The sequence below is a fragment of the Pseudoalteromonas sp. 19-MNA-CIBAN-0066 genome (assembly GCF_040308705.1).
Lineage (GTDB): Bacteria > Pseudomonadota > Gammaproteobacteria > Enterobacterales > Alteromonadaceae > Pseudoalteromonas > Pseudoalteromonas nigrifaciens.
In genome coordinates this window covers 176,429-194,949 of the sequence record NZ_JBEONZ010000001.1, presented here as the reverse complement: position 1 = coordinate 194,949, position 18,521 = coordinate 176,429, and the positions used below count along the sequence as shown (strand labels likewise).

Genomic DNA, 18,521 nt, shown 5'->3' with positions numbered 1-18,521 from the left:
GCGTAGCGCCTCATAACCTCTTTGTGCATATATTCACTTAAAGTCTTTTCACACTACTTTTAACATATTTAAACTAAAAAGAGATAGAAAACCCCACCTAAAAATCGTATTTAAACTGTTACTGACAGTTATCTCACTTCTGATTTTCTGGTTACTGTTTTACTTTTTTACCTAGGCAAAAAAAATCCCCACCAAAGTGAGGATTTATAAGCTTAAACATCATATTCTAATTAAAGAATTACTGACCTTTAACTTCTTTTAAACCGTTGTACGGTGCTTTAGCGCCTAATTGCTCTTCAATACGAAGCAATTGGTTGTACTTAGCAACACGATCAGAGCGGCTTAATGAACCAGTTTTAATTTGACCTGCGGCTGTACCTACTGCTAAATCTGCAATGGTTGAATCTTCAGTTTCGCCTGAGCGATGAGAAATAACAACTGTAAAACCAGCATCTTTAGCCATTTTAATTGCAGCTAATGTCTCAGTTAAAGAACCAATTTGGTTAAACTTAATTAAGATTGAGTTAGCAATACCGTTGTCGATACCACGTTTTAAAATCTTAGTATTGGTTACAAATAAATCGTCACCCACTAATTGGATTTTATCACCCATTAGTTTAGTTTGGTGTGCAAAGCCATCCCAGTCAGACTCATCAAGGCCATCTTCGATAGACACGATTGGGTACTGCTGAGTTAAATCTTGTAAGAAGAAGTTAAATTCTTCAGAGGTGAACTTTTTGCCTTCACCTTTAAGATTGTAAATATTTGCTTCTTTGTCGTAAAACTCAGAGGCAGCACAATCAAGCGCTAATGTAATGTCTTTACCTAGCTCGTAGCCTGCATTTGCAACAGCTACTTTAATTGCAGCTAGTGCCGCTTCGTTAGATGCAAGGTTTGGTGCAAAACCACCTTCGTCACCTACCGCTGTTGAGTGACCGTCTGCTTTTAGTACTTTAGCTAGGCTGTGAAATATTTCTGCGCCCATGCGTAGAGCTTCACGGAAGTTTTTAGCGCCAATTGGTTGGATCATAAACTCTTGAATATCTACAGAGTTATCTGCATGTTCGCCGCCGTTGATAATGTTCATCATTGGCAATGGCATAGAGTAAACACCCGGAGTACCGTTTAAGTCAGCGATATGTTCATAAAGCTCAACTTTTTTAGATTGTGCAGCAGCTTTAGCCGTTGCTAGCGATACTGCTAAGATTGCGTTAGCACCTAGTTTTTCTTTGTTTTCGGTACCATCTAAATTTAGCATTACTTGATCAACAGTGCTTTGCTCAAGTGCATTTTGGCCTGCTAAAGCGGTTGCGATTTCATTATTAATAAAACCAACGGCTTTTAATACGCCTTTACCTAAATAACGAGATTTATCACCATCGCGTAATTCTAATGCTTCGCGAGTCCCTGTAGATGCGCCAGACGGCGCCGCAGCACGGCCCCATGAACCATCAGCTAAATGTACATCAGCTTCAACAGTTGGGTTACCACGCGAATCCATAATTTCGCGACCAATTACTTTTACGATTACTGACATCTTGATTCCTCTATATTCCCAAAATGGTGAATTACTGCCAACTTAATTTAAACTAATTTGGTTGGCATTTAAAACAAATAAGCCGTGCAATATGCACGGCCTATTAATATTACGAAGACGCTTTTTGGTGGATGTGAGCCGCAGCTACAAACCCTTCAAATAGCGGGTGACCATCGCGTGGTGTTGAAGTGAATTCCGGGTGGAATTGCGCTGCAATAAACCAAGGGTGATCTTTGTTTTCAATAATTTCTACTAGTTTTTTATCTTCTGATAAACCAGTAAAGCTTAAACCTGCTTTTTCTAGCTGCTCTACAAAGTTATTATTAACTTCGTAGCGATGACGATGACGTTCTACTATTTCATCGCTACCGTATACTGCATGCACTTTAGAGCCCGGTGTTAAATGACATTTTTGTGCGCCTAAACGCATAGTGCCACCTAAGTCTGATTTTTCATCACGCTGCTCTACTTTACCCTCAGCATCTAGCCATTCGGTAATTAAGCCAACTACAGGGCTTGCAGATTGTGCGTTAAATTCAGTTGAGTTTGCATCAACAAGGCCGGCTACGTTACGAGCGTATTCAATTAACGCCACTTGCATACCTAAACAAATACCTAAGTAAGGCACTTTGTTTTCACGCGCGTATTTAGCCGCTAATATTTTACCTTCAACGCCACGACCACCAAAACCACCAGGCACTAAAATAGCATCTAGATGAGCTAACGAATCAACGCCTTTGGTTTCTAAGTCTTGTGAGTCAATGTATTGAATATTTACCGTTAAACGATTTTTCAGACCGGCATGTTTCAATGCTTCGTTTACAGATTTATACGCATCTGGTAATTCAATGTATTTACCTACCATACCAATAGTTACTTCACCTGTAGGGTTAGACTCTTGATAAAGTACTTGTTCCCATTCAACAAGGTCAGCTTCAGGGACATCTAAATGAAAACGACGACATACAAAGTAATCTAAATCTTGCGACTTTAATAGCGCAGGAATTTTATAAATACTGTCTACATCTGGTAGTGATATAACCGCTTTTTCTTCTACGTTGGTAAACAATGCAATTTTTGCACGTTCGTTACTTGGCAGCTTACGATCTGAGCGACAAATAAGAATATCTGGTTGAATACCAATTGAACGTAGTTCTTTAACCGAGTGCTGCGTTGGCTTAGTTTTCACTTCGCCTGCAGGGCCTAAAAATGGTACTAGCGTTAAGTGAATAAATAACGCACGCTCACGGCCTATTTCTGTACCCATTTGACGAATTGCTTCTAAAAATGGTTGTGACTCTATGTCACCCACTGTACCGCCAATTTCAACAAGTGCTATATCATAACCTTCAGCGCCAGAATAAACACGTTGCTTAATATCGTTGGTAATATGTGGAATTACCTGAATTGTTGCTCCAAGGTACTCGCCACGTCGCTCACGATGTAATACATCTTTGTATACACGACCTTGTGTAAAATTATTGCGACTTGTCATTTTGGTGCGAATAAAGCGCTCATAGTGACCTAAGTCTAGATCGGTCTCTGCGCCGTCTTCTGTAACGTATACTTCACCATGTTGAATTGGGCTCATTGTGCCTGGATCAACGTTGATGTAAGGATCCAGCTTTAAGATAGTAACATTTAAGCCACGGGCCTCTAAAATAGCTGCCAATGATGCTGCTGCAATACCTTTACCCAACGAAGAAACAACCCCGCCGGTAACGAAGATAAATTTTGTACTCATGCGAACCCTAGAATATCAGGAATTAAAAGGAATATAATACCCAAACAAGTGATTTTGGAATATAAACAGGACGGGGAGAAATTGTACCAAAGCATAGCCAATCAATCCAGCTAAAATTAGAAATTGTAAGCACAAAAAACAGCCATAATTTTACTACAAACTATTTGACTTTTTTGATCTCATCCCATGCTGCATCCATCTCATCAAGCGTGGCAGACTCTAAACATTTACCTTGGGCATTTAAATAAGCTTGGACTTTTTCAAAGCGAGTTGAAAACTTGTCGCTGGCGCTGCGCAGTAATTGCTCTGGGTCGCGCTTTATATGGCGCGCAACGTTTACTGTAGCAAACAGTAAATCGCCCAGCTCTTCTGCACTATGAGCTGAATACGGATTGTGAGCGAGTGCTTCTTTTACTTCGTCTACTTCTTCGCTCACTTTATCCAATGCACCATGGTAACTTGGCCAATCAAAACCAAGAGCTGCTACCCGCTGCTGAATTTTTTTAGCTTTGCTTAAGCTTGGCATATTAACGGGAATATCTTGCCATAGCGAAGATGTAGCGCTTGCAGTTTTGGCGCTGCGCTCTTGTGCCTTAATTGCTTGCCACTGCGCTGCAAGTTCATCATCACTTAGCGCTGTTTGCTTGTCGAACACATGAGGATGGCGGCGCGTAAGTTTAGCGTTTAATTGTGTCACTATATCGTTAAAATCAAATAGCTTTTGCTCATTTGCAAGTTGAGCATAAAACACAATTTGAAAGAGTAAATCGCCAAGTTCATTTTTAAGCTCACCTAAATTGCCCGATTCAATGCAATCGGCCACTTCAAACGCTTCCTCAATAGTGTGCGGCACTATTGAGCTAAAAGTTTGCTTACGATCCCAGGGGCAACCAAGCTCAGGATCTCTTAGCGTTTTCATTATATTTAGTAGTTGCGCAAGCGCGGCGTTATCTGCCATATTTATTGCCCTCGCTTTGCACTGTGTACACCTTCAATTTGGTGTAACTTAGAAAGCACTCTATTAGTACCCGACAGATCGTGTACCTCTATTTGCATAGTAAATATAGCAATTTGATTATCATCAACGGTATTTACATTCATATTTAGCACATTCACTTTTTCGTTGGCTAACACTACACTTATGTCGCGAATTAAACCTGAGCGGTCGCTGGCTTCTATTCTAATACTTAGCGCATAGGAGTTATGAATATCGTCTGACCAGCTTACTGAAATAACCCGCTCTGGGTGCTGAGTTTTTAAATTATCAAACGAGTCGCAATCATCACGATGTACACCAATACCGCGCCCTTGCGTTATATAGCCAATAATTTCATCCCCCGGAACCGGACGACAACATTTAGCAACATGACTCATTAAACTGCCTACGCCGTCAACCACAATACCGTTATTATCACCGGTTACTTTTGTTGGGGTTTTAAAGCGTATTACCGGCTCGTCTTCGGGGCGATCGGTAACAAAGTTAAGCATTTGATTAAGGCGAATATCGCCTGCGCCAATGGCGACCATTAAATCGTCGAGCTCTTTAAAGTTAAAACGCTTAATAGCGGGTGCTAAGTCTCTATAATTTAAATCGAGCTTTTGCAGTTCGTTATCAAGTATTTCTTTACCGGCACTAAGATTTTTGTCGCGATCGAGCTGTTTAAACCAATGGTGTATTTTGGCTCTAGCACGCGATGATTTTATATAGCCTAATGACGGGTTTAACCAATCGCGGCTGGGGTTTGGCTGTTTTTGGGTAAGAATTTCTACCTGATCGCCGGTGCTTAACTGATGGGTAAATGGCACAATTTTGCCAAATACTTTAGCGCCAATACAACGATGCCCCACATTAGAGTGAATATAATAAGCAAAATCTAATGGTGTTGCTCCCAGTGGTAAATCAAAAATATCGCCGCGGGGGGTAAATACGTATACGCGGTCTTCTACCACTTGGTTTTTAAGCTCTTGTGCTAGGTCGCTGCCATCAACCACTTCTTCTTGCCATTGTAATAATTTACGCAGCCAGCTAATTTTTTGCTCATAACCTGAGCCTCGCCCTGGCAATGCGCCTTCTTTATACATCCAATGCGCAGCAACACCCAGCTCGGCATCTTGGTGCATATCGCTGGTGCGAATTTGAATCTCTACCGTTTTGCCTTCGGGGCCAAATACCACGGTATGAATAGACTGATAGCCATTTTGCTTTGGCGTGGCTACGTAGTCGTCAAACTCTTTATGCAAATGACGCCAGTTAGTGTGCACTATGCCCAGTGCGCCGTAACAATCTTGCAGGCGCTGCACTACAATACGCATTGCGCGAATATCAAACAGTTGATCAAACTCGTAGTTTTTTTGCGCCATTTTTTTATAAATGCTGTAAATATGCTTTGGTCGCCCGTAAACCTCAGCTTCTATGCCCGCCTCACTTAAGCGGTTTTTAACTTGCGCTACCATGTCTTCCATGTAGGCTTCACGCGCTAAGCGTTTGTCATCAAGCTGTTTGGCAATGTTTTTATAAATATTGGGGTGTAAATACCTAAACGATAAGTCTTCAAGCTCCCACTTTAATTGCCCTATACCTAAGCGGTTTGCCAGTGGTGCAAAAATGTCGGCGGTTTCTTTGGCGGCAATAACGCGCTCTTCTTCTGCGGCATTTTTTACATTGCGTAAATGACATACTTGCTCTGCTAACTTAATAACAACCGCGCGCACATCCTCTACCATAGCAAGTAACATACGGCGAATATTATCAACCTGTACCGTGCCTTTTCCTTGATGCGCCAAAGTGCTAATAGTCGCCATTTGTGCGACCCCGTTTAGCAATACCGCAATACTGCTACCTAGCTGCTCTTCAACAGTTTCAAGGGTGACTAAGTTATTTATAAAATACGGCGTTAAATAAGCAGTAGCTAATGAGTCTGCATCAAGATTAAGCTCGGCTAAAATTTCGACCATTTCAATGGCAGTGCTTTGTCGGGTGGTATTGTCACACGCTAAACAAAGTGCCTGTGCTTTATTAAGCAGCTCTACTTTTTCTGCCGACAGAGCAAGCAACTTTAAGCGACTAGCAAAGTCCCCGGTTTCATCCTGTTGATGTGATTGACGTGTAGCTACCATAATGCGCTTTACCTCCGTTGAAATAACGCCATAGTTTCAATATGTCCGGTGTGCGGAAACATATTCATTAGCCCAATTTTATGCAGTTCAAAGCCTGCTTGCGAAATAATAGCGCTGTCACGGGCTAAAGTAACAGGGTCGCATGAGACGTATAAAATAGTTTTAAACTGCTTTAAAGGAAGTTGTTCTAATACCGTTATTGCCCCAGTACGTGAGGGGTCTAACACCAGTACATCTAAATTTTTATTAAACCACGAAGCCGTTTCAATTTTATTTGTTAAATCAAAGCAATTAAATTGAGCATTAGTGATTGAGTTAGTGTGCGCATTTTGCGTTGCCATTGCAACCGCTGAAGCAACCCCTTCTACACCAATTACTGTTTTTGCTTGTTTTGCCAGCACTAGTGAAAAGTTACCAATACCACAAAATAAATCTAATACGTTTTCGTCGCCTTTTAGTGCCAGCCAATTTTGTGCTTGTTTAAGCATTGCTTGATTAACGCTAGCATTAACTTGGATAAAGTTATTTAAGCCAAATTCAAACTTTAACCCTAACTCTTCAAGTGCATAAAATGGCATGGCTAAATGTGAGTGTTCAATCACTTCACTTTCGCTTTGCCACACTAATTGCCATTGTTGCTCAGCGGCACTTTGTGCTACCAGTGCTTTTATATCCTCTGAAATAGGTTTTGTGTGGCGAATAATAACAAAGTTTTGCTCATCGCCTCGGCACAATTGCAAGTGAGATACACTGTGCAATGCCTTGTGTTGATTAATTAAGTTATCAAATACAGTAAATACATTTGCAAATACTTCACTTAGTACTGGGCACTCATTAATACTAATAATACTTTTAGAGCCACTTGCTCTATAGCCTACATGCATTTTTTTTGCTTTTTTATCAAACATTACCGCTAAACGAGCACTTCGTCGGTAATGAGTGGCTTTACTTAATAAGGGTGCTTGCCAGTTTAATTCATCAAGCTTGGCAAACTTTTCAAATAATTTGCTCACTGCTATTTGCTTTTCGACTACCTGTTGGCTGCTATCTAAATGCTGCAACTGACAACCACCACATTGATTATAATGCTCACAAAACGGCGCTACGCGATATTCACTCGCCTGTAATACTTTATGCGTTTGCGCTTCGCTATAACGCGCTTTGTCGGCGATAATGGTGGCTTTTACTTGCTCGTTTGGCAAAGCATTACTTACAAAGCACACTTTATTATTATGTTTAGCTATGCCGCGACCATGGTGATCCATGGCGGTGATATCGAGCACTAAAGACTGTTGTTTTAGCGGTTTTTTTGTTGCTTTAAATATTTGCGCCATTAGGCATTACCTTAAACATTTGATGAATCGACTCCAATTGCAGAATACCTCATTATCCGTATATACTCTGAGCATGCTAATAACAATAATAACGCTCCCAATATGACTAAATTAGGCTTACGCGATTCTGTTTTAACACTCACTCTGATCCCCACGGTGATCATTGGATTGTTACTCGGTGGTTATTTTACAATAAATCGTTACATTGAGCTTGATGAAATTTTATATCAACAAGGGACGACTATTTCAGAGCCCCTTGCTATTGCGCTTGAGCAGCCATTACTTGAAAAAAACAAACAACTACTAAATCGTGTCATTAGCTATACCCACAATAAGCACTCCCCAGTAGTAAAAGCGATTGCATTATTTGACGACAATAATAAGCTAATAATAACCAGTAACTATCATCGCTCGTTTGATGACTTGCTCAACAACGAGCAACTAAATAATCTTAATGCCACTCAAGTTCATAAAACAGATGATTTAATTACCTTTTTTACACCCATTATTAATCACACAAGTCCTGATACAAAATGGGATAAATCGATATTTCAAACCTCACTAGGAACTGTAGTATTACAGTTAAATAGAGATCAAGCAGTTATTGGTCAGCAAAGGGCCTTACTGGTCAGTGGTATTGTTATTATACTAGCCTTGGTCTTGGCCGCTATTTTAGCACTTAAACTTAGCCATATGTTTATGAGCCCTCTTAATAAATTAGTACTGGCAACCGATAGGCTCGTGGAAGGTAAAAGAGAAACTGGTTTAAACGAATCTATGGTTGGTGAGTTTGAGTTGCTCCGCGAAGGGTTAAATACTATTTCTTACTCTATGGTGATGCAAAAAGATGAAATGCAAAAAAACATTGATCAAGCCACCAGTGATTACCGCGAAACATTAGAGCAGTACGAAACGCAAAATATTCAGCTCACTATGGCAAAAAAAGAAGCTCAAGATGCCAACCGAGTTAAATCTGACTTTTTGGCAAAAATGAGTCATGAGCTACGCACCCCTTTAAATGGCGTGATTGGTTTTACGCGTCAGCTGCATAAAACGCCATTAAATAAAAACCAAAAAGATTACTTAGATACCATTGAACTGTCGGCTAATAGTTTAATGACCATTATTAGCGATATATTAGACTTTTCAAAATTAGAAGCGGGCGCTATGGAACTTGAGTCTATTCAGTTTCAGTTGCGCGATACCGTTAACGAAGTAATGACGCTGTTAGCCCCAAGCGCCCATGATAAGCAGCTTGAGCTGTCTATTTATATTAGCCCGCAAGTGCCCGATCACCTAACCGGTGATCCTACGCGATTAAAACAAGTTTTAATTAATTTATTAAGTAACGCAATTAAGTTTACCGAAAAAGGCGCTATAAAAGTCGACATTAGCCATAGACTACTCGATGAAGAGCGCACCTCAATTTTAGTTTCAGTGGCCGATACAGGCGTAGGTATTCCTGTTGATAAGCAAGATGCATTATTTACCGCCTTTGGCCAAGCCGATTCAAGTATTACCCGTAAATTTGGTGGCACTGGCTTGGGGCTAATTATCACCAAGCATATTGTAGAGGCTATGAGTGGTAAAATTACACTTAACTCAGCCCCTGGTAATGGCACCTGCTTTACCTTTAATGGCGTATTTAGACTGCCTAATCATGTGTTTGCCAGTGACTTACCAACTAAATCTTTGCTCGGTAAGCATGTTTTATATTTAGAGCCACACGAGCACACCCATCATGCTGTTTTATCTTTGCTTAACGAATGGCAAATAAGTGTAACCGGCTGCTTTAGCGATGCAGAATTTTTAGCTGCAATCGACAATAAAGAGCAGCAATATGATATTTGTATCATTGGTGATATGGCCTCGGTTAACGATATGCAGCGTTTAAAGGCTCATGTAAAAGCGGTGCGTGAATCAACCGACTATTTATATTTAATGCTCAACACGGTATCACATAGTATGCGTGAAGCCTTTATTGGCAGTGGCGCTGATGCCTGCTTAAGTAAACCACTTAACCATCGTAAATTGTGTGAACTACTTGCCGCGCCGTATCGATTAGATCATCCCGTGCACAACATTGAGCAAAATGAGCAAACACTCTTGCCGTTAAAAGTATTAGTAGTTGACGATAATGACGCTAACTTAAAATTAATTTATACCTTACTTAATGAGCAGGTTGAGCTAATAGACACTGCGCACAATGGCTCGCAAGCTTACAGTTTGAGTAAAAGCCACAAGTACGACGTAATATTTATGGACATACAAATGCCAATTATGGATGGTATTACTGCCTGTAAGTTAATTAAAGAATCATCATTAAACGAAGATACTCCAATAATTGCAGTGACCGCACATGCACTGCATAGCGAAAAAGAGCAGTTATTAAAAGACGGTTTTGAAGGTTATTTAACTAAACCGATTGATGAGGACATGCTCAATCAAATTATTTGCGATCACAGCCCACAACTACCGGTTAGCCGCGATAAACTAAAAAACATGCCACAAAGCCCGCCCCCTTTTAAGAGTGTGCGCCTTGATTGGGGCATAGCACTGCAACATGCTGGCGGTAAAAGTGAGCTGGCATTAGAAATGCTCAATATGTTATTACTCAGCGTGCCCGAAACACTTAGCCTATTAGCACAAGCTATTGCCGATGAAGACTGCAAACAGGTACTTAGCATTATTCATAAGTTACATGGTGCGTGTTGCTACACTGGCGTTCCTAAATTAAAGTCGCTGGCCGAAACAATCGAAACCGCGTTAAAAAGTAACTGCGTATTAGCCAGCATTGAACCTGAGTTATTTGAACTACAAGACGAGCTAGAGAACTTACTACTTGATGCTAAAAATTAAAGGCTCGAAACTATAATACGATAGCTATTGCGCCATCAGTACAATAAACAGGAAGAGACTTTATGAGCAATAATAAAGTAATTGGTAGTATTGAATGGCGCGATCTTACTGTGGCTGATGCACAGCAAATCAGCGACTTTTATGCACACGTTGTTGGTTGGCAAAAAGAGCCTGTAGATATGGGCAGTTACAATGATTTTAATATGAATAACGCACAAGGGACAATAGCAGGCATTTGCCATGCTAAGGGCGATAACGCCGATTTACCAGCACAGTGGTTAATGTATGTTCGCGTAGAAAATGCTCAGCTTAGCGCACAAAAAACGCTGGAGTTAGGAGGTGAAATTATTAAAGGGCCGACTGAATATGGTGGCGAAAGCTATTTTATTATTCGCGATCCAAGTGGCGCTATTTTGGCAGTGTATTCTTAACTTTTAGTGGCTTTAATTGTACTCACCCAAGCTAGTTGCTAACTTGCATAACAGCCGGGCTCAAAATTAAAAGCTCCATGCACCTAATATTACTAAGTGGCAAGAAGCTTCAAGTAGCTTATTTAAAGCGAGGCTTTAGGCACGCGCTTCAAGCATTAAGCGTTTCATATCGCGTACGGCTTTATCTAGCCCATCAATGGCGGCACGAGCAATAATGGCGTGACCAATATTAAGCTCATAAATTTCTTCCATTGCGGCAATTGGTTTTACATTATGGTAATGCAAACCATGGCCCGCATTGACAATTAAGCCAATACTGGCTGCGTATTTAACGCCTTGGCGAATATGTTCAAGCTCTTTGCTTATTGCCTCATCGGTTGTAGCATCTGCATAAGCACCGGTATGAATTTCAACATACGGAGCGCCTGTTGCTTTAGCTGCATCTAGCTGCGCTTTATCGGCATCAATAAATAACGAAACTTTAATACCTGCGTCGCTCAAGGTTTTTGTTGCTGCGGTAATTTTTTCAAGATTACCCGCCACATCAAGTCCGCCTTCGGTGGTTAGCTCTTCGCGTTTTTCTGGCACTAGGCATACGTACTCAGGTTTTACCTCAAGTGCAATATTGATCATTTCATCGGTTACGGCTGTTTCAAGGTTCATGCGTGTTTGTATGGTTTTAGCCATTACATACACGTCACGGTCTTGAATATGACGGCGATCTTCACGTAAATGAATAGTGATACCGTCGGCTCCTGCATGCTCAGCTACACTTGCTGCATGTGCTGGATCAGGGTAGCTAGTGCCACGTGCTTGGCGAAGTGTTGCAATATGATCAACGTTTACACCCAAAAGAATATCTTTCATTATTTTACCTGTAAAATTACGTTTATTGAGAGGCCGCAAATAACTCACGACTTTTTAATGGTTTATTACCAAGTAGTGGCTTTAATAAGTAGCGGCTTAATTGCTTTGCCATATATAGCACATCTGCTTGGCTAAAGTCATGATTAGCTATGGCATTAAGTTGCAAACCGCTAAATCCAGAGCGCGGATCGTCTTGTACTAAAAAGCCAACTTCTGCAAAATAGCTATACGTTCGCTTTTCATCTATGGGTTCACCGCTGGCGTCAAAACTAAAATCGACGCCATAACCTAATAGTTCTAATAGTTGAAATTCGTAAGAACGCAGTACTGCTTGTAAATTAGCACCGCTATTAAGGTTTTTTAAGTGCGTATTATAAAGCTGAAAAACCTGATCAATCGGTTCATTAATTGGCACAATTCGATTAGTTAATTCATTTAAATAAAAGCCGCAATAAAGCTCATCACCTTTTAAAAAAAGTGGCGTTCCGTGCAGTTCAAATTTGTTGATGTATTTTAAATCGTACTTGCCGTTGTAATGTACCAACAAGGCTTGGAAAGGTTGTAATTGCGCTTTATGTTTAGTGGCCTGGCGGCCACTAATACGGGCTAGCATTCTAAGTTGGCCAACGCCTTCTACTAGCATATCAAGCATTACTTGGGAGTCACTATAAGGACGCCGATGTAATAAATACGCTCTGTAGAAATCGCTATCCATAATTTAAACTGCTAGCAGATTATTAGTCTTCACCATAACCTAGGCTTCTTAATGCGCGCTCGTCATCAGCCCAACCCGATTTAACTTTAACCCAAAGCTCTAAAAACACTTTATTATCGAGCATTTCTTCAAGATCTTTACGTGCTTCGCGACCAATGGTTTTTAGCTTTTCGCCTTTATTACCAATCACCATACGCTTTTGTGTTTCGCGCTCAACGAGTATTAAACCATTGATATGCCAAATACCGTTTTCTTGCCATTTAAACTGCTCTATTTCAACAGTAACAGAATACGGTAGCTCCTCGCCCATAAAACGCATTAGCTTTTCACGAATGGTTTCTGCTGCCATAAAGCGCATTGAACGGTCGGTTACGTAGTCTTCTGGAAAATAAAATTCACTTGGCTGAAGGCGTTTAGTTACTTCAGCTTTGATCAAGTCGATATTTTTACCTTGCTCAGCCGACACTGGCATAATACCAATAAAGTCAAACTTGTCGCCTAACCACTTCATATGAGGCAGTACTAGGTCGCGATCTTTTACTAAATCTATTTTATTGATCACCAATAATACCGGCTTACCACTTTGCGATACTTTATTAAGTACCATGTCGTCATCGGCATTCCAGTGGGTGCCTTCAACTACAAATATAATAAGCTCTACATCACCAATTGAACTTGATGCTGCGCGGTTCATTAAGCGGTTAATAGCACGTTTTTCTTCAACGTGTAGGCCAGGTGTATCAACGTAAACAGCTTGATGCTTACCTTCGGTATGAATACCCATAATACGGTGGCGTGTGGTTTGTGGCTTACGTGAGGTAATACTAACCTTTTGCTCAATAATTTTATTAAGTAAAGTAGATTTACCTACGTTAGGGCGCCCTACTATTGCGATCATGCCGCAAAACGTATCTATATCGCCATCGTGTGGTTGTATTAAGGTATCAAGGTTCATTTTTAAGTATCTTCAATGCTTTTTCAGCAGCTTTTTGTTCGGCTTTACGACGCGAGCTACCAACAGAAATAATGCTATCCATGCCATCAACAATACATTCAACCGTGAATGTTTGATTGTGTGCCTGGCCTTTTGTATCAACAACTGTATAGCCCGGTAACGATAGTTTACGAGCTTGCAAATGCTCTTGCAGCAGGGTCTTAGGATCTTTTTGATTAAGCCCTGGTGAAATAGCATTTAAACGCTCTTCATACCAAGATAAAATTAATTCGCCACAGCGTTCAATATCCGAATCTAAAAACACAGCGCCAATAATCGCCTCTACGGCATCGCCAAGTGTTGACTCGCGACGAAAGCCGCCACTTTTTAGCTCGCCTGGACCTAAGCGTAAATAATCCCCTAAGCCAAACTCTAAGCCAAATTCAGCCAATGTTTGACCACGCACTAAGGTAGAGCGCATACGGCTTAAATCGCCTTCACGCGCTTTAGGAAATTTAGCATACAGCGCATTTGCAATCACAAAGCTTAAAATTGAATCGCCTAAAAATTCAAGTCGCTCGTTATGCTGACCTTTATGACTACGATGCGTCATTGCTTGCTCAAGCAAGCCTTGATCTGCAAATATGTAGTCTATTGTTTTGTATAGTTCTGTTACATTTTTTTTCATTGCTATTGAATATTACCTAGGCGTTCAAAACGAACACCAGTTGGAACCCATCCTGGTAAAATGTCATCTGGGCCATTATCAAATTCAAAACTCATCCATATAAAGACAGCTTTACCCACCAAGTTTTCTTTTGGCACAAAACCCCAAAAGCGACTATCTTGGCTGTTATCGCGATTATCACCCATCATAAAATAATGATCAGCAGGAACAACCCATTCATCGGTAGGTGTACCTGGTTGCTGATAATAACGCCCTTTACGTTCAGGCGCCTGAGGGTTAATTAAAATATCATGGCTTAACGTAGTTAAGTTTTCATTTAAACGCGCTAATGCCATTGAGCCTTGCTTAAATTCGTCATCATTAATTAATTTAAAATCAATTTTATTAAATTCATTACAAAGCAGCTCACCCTGCTGGGTTTCACCAGCTTTACAATTTGGTTGAATATATAAACGCTTATCACGATAAACAATTTTATCGCCAGGCAAGCCTATTGTGCGTTTAATAAAATCGACCTTTTCGTCTAGCGGGTATTTAAAAACAATAATATCACCACGCTCAGGCTCACCTACATCAACTAATTGGCTGCGCCATACAGGGTCTTTAATTCCGTACGAATACTTTTGCACTAAAATAAAATCTCCTACTAATAAAGTAGGCATCATTGAACCTGAAGGTATTTGAAACGGTTCAAACATAAACGATCTAAATATAGTGATAGCAGCAATCATCGGAAAAATCGACTTTGCTGTTTCAGTAAGCATAGGCTCTGGTGCAATTAATGCGGCAGTTTCTTCATCTAATTTACCACCAGCAGAAGCCTCTGCCATAGCCAAATGCGCATTTCGTTTCGGCGCAAACATTAAGTGGTCTATTAACCATATTAGACCTGAGCCTAAGGTTAATAGCACCAATAAAACTGAAAAATAGCCAGCCATTTATAATCCTTTGTTTTTATTTACCAACTTTTAAAATAGCTAAAAACGCTTCTTGAGGCACTTCAACGTTACCTACTTGCTTCATGCGTTTTTTACCATCTTTTTGCTTTTTAAGTAGCTTTTTCTTACGACTCACGTCACCGCCGTAACACTTAGCAATTACGTTTTTACGCATCTGTTTTATCGTAGTACGGGCAATAACATGTCCGCCAATAGCTGCTTGAATCGCAATATCAAACATTTGACGTGGAATTAGCTCTTTTAGTGCATCGGCTAATTGGCGACCACGTGATTGCGCACTATCGCGGTGAGCAATGATCGCCAGCGCGTCGACGCGCTCTGAGTTGATCAAAATATCAACACGTACCATATCTGATGTTTGGAAATGCTTAAAGTTGTAATCAAGCGATGCAAAGCCACGACTTGTTGATTTTAACTTATCAAAAAAGTCCATAACTACTTCTGCCATAGGAAGTTCGTAAGTTACCGCAACTTGCTTACCATGATATGACATTTTAGTTTGCATGCCACGCTTATCAACACACAAGGTAATAACACTACCTAAGTATTCTTGCGGCACTAAAATATTGGCTTCTACAATCGGTTCACGAATTTCTAAAATATCGTTTACCGCAGGTAAATCAGATGGGTTATCAATTTGGAAAGTCCCGTCTTTTTTAGTCACTACTTCATAAATTACGGTTGGTGCTGTGGTAATTAAATCAATATCGTATTCACGTTCTAAACGCTCTTGAATAATTTCCATGTGTAGCATGCCTAAAAAGCCACAACGAAAACCAAAACCAAGTGCTGTTGAGTTCTCTGGTTCAAAAAATAACGACGCATCGTTTAAGCTTAATTTATTAAGCGCATCACGAAACGATTCATATTCATCAGAAGCAATTGGGAACATACCTGCATACACTTGTGGTTTTATTTTTTGAAAACCAGGTAAACGCAATGGTGCCGCATTTTTTTGATGAGTAATAGTATCGCCAACAGGTGCACCATGTATTTCTTTAATACCAGCAATTACAAAGCCTACTTCACCGGTTCTTAAAATACCTGTGTTAGTTTGCTTTGGTGTAAATACACCTACCTGATCGGCTGTGTGTACGTGATCGTTCGACATGATTTTAATTTTGTCGCCCGCGCGCAGTTCACCGTGCTTAATGCGCACTAATGATACAACACCTTGGTATGGGTCAAACCATGAGTCAATTATAAGTGCTTGAAGAGGAGCATCTTTATCGCCAACCGGTGGCGGTACATCTTTAACTATCATTTCAAGTACTTCGGCAATACCAACGCCAGTTTTAGCGCTACATTGCACTGCATCTAGGGCATCAATACCAATAATATCTTCAATTTCTTCAGCCACACGAAGCGGATCGGCTTGTGGTAAATCTATTTTATTAAGTACAGGAATAACTTCTAAGTTCATTTCAATGGCAGTGTAACAATTTGCCAGTGTTTGTGCTTCAACACCTTGACCAGCATCTACAACGAGTAACGCACCTTCACATGCTGCTAATGAGCGTGATACTTCATAAGTAAAATCAACATGCCCTGGGGTGTCGATAAAGTTAAGCTGGTAGATCTCGCCGTCATTGGCTTTATAATTCAAGGTTACACTTTGCGCTTTAATGGTAATACCACGTTCGCGCTCAATATCCATTGAATCCAAAACCTGTTTTTGCATTTCACGGTCGGTTAAACCACCACAAACTTGGATCAAACGATCTGAAAGGGTCGATTTACCATGGTCAATGTGGGCGATGATCGAAAAATTACGGATATGCTTCATAAAATGGATTCTAAACTCTATTTTAATGGACTAAGTAGATATACCTAAACAACTTGAAAATATTTGTTTTTATATTTTCAAGTTGTTGTGGCGTAAGCGGGCAATTTTACATTTAATTGGCATCAATCACCATCTATTTGAGTTAAAGGAAGGCTAATTGGATGAATTTTTATCACTTTGATATCATGCCTGAATGATTTAACCCACATTTTAGCCATTAAAAAGCCAATACCGCCACCCAAAGCAGCAGCTAAAATTTGCCATCCTTCGGTAACTAACAGTAATTCAGCGGCAACTAGCGCAAAGCCTAGGCTTAAAAATAGCGGCAACATATATACAGTAAAGGCGTGTTTTACAACGTGGCTGTCATCGAGCGACAAGGTGATTTTTTGTCCCACCACTACGGGCGTGTCAAATTTATAGGGAAAGGTTTTTTTAGCACTGCCAAATAACTTACTAAACACCTGCGATCCACAACGACCATTACAGCCTTCGCATGCTTGTTTTTGTTGTGCCTCTAAATGTGCAATGTGGCCACTAAGGGCCACAACTTTTAAGGTTTGTTCTATCATAACAACTCTTTATAAATCGTTTATAATGCGCGGGTCACCGACTCTGCAATTTTTTTGGCCGTTAAACTAGGAATATTACCCACCACCGAAACATCAAAATTACCGCCGTTGTGCACATAAACTGTGGTTGCCCCAGAGGTGAGTGAGCCACTTAAGCGCTTACCCGGCAAAGGTCTTTGTATAAATACCGACACTTCTACAAAGCCATCTGAAAATAAATAGTAGTCGGTTAATTCATTATTTAAATCTAATTTATGGCGGTCTGATTTTAATAATTCAAAGCCTGCTGGCAACCAGTCTATTTTCCACGTTTTTGCCGTATTACTGTCCAATGTTTCGAGTGAGTTATTTGGTAACGGGGTTGGAAAGTTGCGATTAAGTATTTCCAGCAACATACTAGCAGGCTGCTCTGTAACACTTATGTGGGTAAGTTGCAGTTGCTCTAAAGCTTCGCCTTGATGATTAACATAGGCCGCTTTTAGTAATAAAGAGGATTCCATATCAAGCCAAATCCAGTAGTTATATTTGTCTTCATCTTTAGATTCTATACGTACTAACTGAGCTGCTCGTCCTGATATACGCCCTTTTCCACCAAGTACAAAGTCATAATGGCCACTTAAACGCTCAACGTTTTTAAACAGTACTTCAGGAATTGGCCCTGCAATTGAATCAGTTGTAAGTGAATAAGGCTCTGATTGCGGCTCAAAATAAGTAACTTGGTTGTCAACGCGTACCATTTCTAGGCCCGCGCCATTGAGTAAACTTAAGTGTTCTATCTCAATGTCATCTTGTTTTGCATGTAACCAACGGTAGGGTTCCATGGTTTTACCTTTAACAACCACAAACGAGGCGTCAAAGTTACGGGTATGAACGGCATTAGCCATTTTAAGCAGTAAATCTTTGGCAGGATTGGTGTCGCTGGCAAAGGTATTAAAGCTGATTGCCAGCGACAGAATAAAAGTAATTACTTTCATTTAA

Annotated in this window: 15 protein-coding genes; 2 read left to right on the top strand and 13 right to left on the bottom strand. The window is 40.4% G+C overall.

What is annotated here, in order from left to right; translation table 11 throughout:
- Window positions 1-238: 238 nt before the first annotated feature.
- The 5 genes from eno to rlmD form a co-directional block, all read right to left on the bottom strand.
- Window positions 239-1,537 carry a phosphopyruvate hydratase gene (gene eno, locus AAEZ18_RS00875; protein WP_350594269.1) on the bottom strand — a complete coding sequence of 433 codons (1,299 nt, stop codon included), beginning with the start codon at window positions 1,535-1,537 and terminating at the stop codon, window positions 239-241.
- 109 nt (window positions 1,538-1,646) lie between these two features.
- Window positions 1,647-3,281 (bottom strand): CTP synthase, encoded by a 1,635-nt coding sequence (pyrG, locus tag AAEZ18_RS00870; RefSeq protein WP_011327437.1) that lies wholly within the window; start codon window positions 3,279-3,281, stop codon window positions 1,647-1,649.
- 160 nt (window positions 3,282-3,441) lie between these two features.
- A complete protein-coding gene (gene mazG, locus AAEZ18_RS00865) occupies window positions 3,442-4,239 on the bottom strand; it encodes a nucleoside triphosphate pyrophosphohydrolase (protein ID WP_011327436.1) in 798 nt (265 codons plus the stop codon).
- Between the two features lie 2 nt (window positions 4,240-4,241).
- The gene (gene relA / locus AAEZ18_RS00860; RefSeq protein ID WP_192531826.1) at window positions 4,242-6,398 is read right to left on the bottom strand and encodes a GTP diphosphokinase; all 2,157 of its coding nucleotides are present in this window, start codon (window positions 6,396-6,398) and stop codon (window positions 4,242-4,244) included.
- Window positions 6,399-6,406: 8 nt separating this feature from the next.
- Window positions 6,407-7,732, bottom strand: a complete 1,326-nt coding sequence (gene rlmD, locus AAEZ18_RS00855; protein WP_350594272.1) for a 23S rRNA (uracil(1939)-C(5))-methyltransferase RlmD — start codon at window positions 7,730-7,732, stop codon at window positions 6,407-6,409.
- A 102-nt stretch (window positions 7,733-7,834) separates the two neighbouring features.
- Between rlmD and barA the strand changes: the two genes are divergently transcribed.
- A complete protein-coding gene (gene barA / locus AAEZ18_RS00850; protein ID WP_350594274.1) occupies window positions 7,835-10,591 on the top strand; it encodes a two-component sensor histidine kinase BarA in 2,757 nt (918 codons plus the stop codon).
- A 62-nt stretch (window positions 10,592-10,653) separates the two neighbouring features.
- The gene (locus AAEZ18_RS00845) at window positions 10,654-11,022 is read left to right on the top strand and encodes a VOC family protein (protein ID WP_086995046.1); all 369 of its coding nucleotides are present in this window, start codon (window positions 10,654-10,656) and stop codon (window positions 11,020-11,022) included.
- A gap of 135 nt (window positions 11,023-11,157) precedes the next feature.
- Here the strand turns inward: AAEZ18_RS00845 and pdxJ are convergent, their stop codons facing one another.
- From pdxJ to AAEZ18_RS00805, 8 genes are all read right to left on the bottom strand, one after another.
- Window positions 11,158-11,889, bottom strand: coding sequence for a pyridoxine 5'-phosphate synthase (pdxJ, locus tag AAEZ18_RS00840; RefSeq protein WP_011327431.1), 732 nt, complete (start codon window positions 11,887-11,889; stop codon window positions 11,158-11,160).
- 22 nt (window positions 11,890-11,911) lie between these two features.
- On the bottom strand, window positions 11,912-12,604 hold the full coding sequence (recO, locus tag AAEZ18_RS00835; protein ID WP_011327430.1) for a DNA repair protein RecO: 693 nt from the start codon (window positions 12,602-12,604) through the stop codon (window positions 11,912-11,914).
- 22 nt (window positions 12,605-12,626) lie between these two features.
- Window positions 12,627-13,559 (bottom strand): GTPase Era, encoded by a 933-nt coding sequence (gene era / locus AAEZ18_RS00830; protein WP_011327429.1) that lies wholly within the window; start codon window positions 13,557-13,559, stop codon window positions 12,627-12,629.
- Entirely contained in the window at window positions 13,549-14,226 is a 678-nt protein-coding gene (gene rnc, locus AAEZ18_RS00825; protein ID WP_350594277.1) for a ribonuclease III, read from the bottom strand. Before rnc ends, era begins: the two co-directional genes overlap by 11 nt.
- 2 nt (window positions 14,227-14,228) lie before the next feature.
- Window positions 14,229-15,164: a signal peptidase I gene (gene lepB, locus AAEZ18_RS00820; RefSeq protein ID WP_058372740.1), complete on the bottom strand. Its 936-nt coding sequence runs from the start codon at window positions 15,162-15,164 to the stop codon at window positions 14,229-14,231.
- Between the two features lie 16 nt (window positions 15,165-15,180).
- A complete protein-coding gene (gene lepA / locus AAEZ18_RS00815; RefSeq protein WP_011327426.1) occupies window positions 15,181-16,971 on the bottom strand; it encodes a translation elongation factor 4 in 1,791 nt (596 codons plus the stop codon).
- Window positions 16,972-17,093: 122 nt separating this feature from the next.
- Window positions 17,094-17,543, bottom strand: a complete 450-nt coding sequence (locus AAEZ18_RS00810) for a SoxR reducing system RseC family protein (protein WP_011327425.1) — start codon at window positions 17,541-17,543, stop codon at window positions 17,094-17,096.
- 20 nt (window positions 17,544-17,563) lie between these two features.
- Entirely contained in the window at window positions 17,564-18,517 is a 954-nt protein-coding gene (locus AAEZ18_RS00805) for a MucB/RseB C-terminal domain-containing protein (protein WP_011327424.1), read from the bottom strand.
- Window positions 18,518-18,521: the final 4 nt, after the last annotated feature.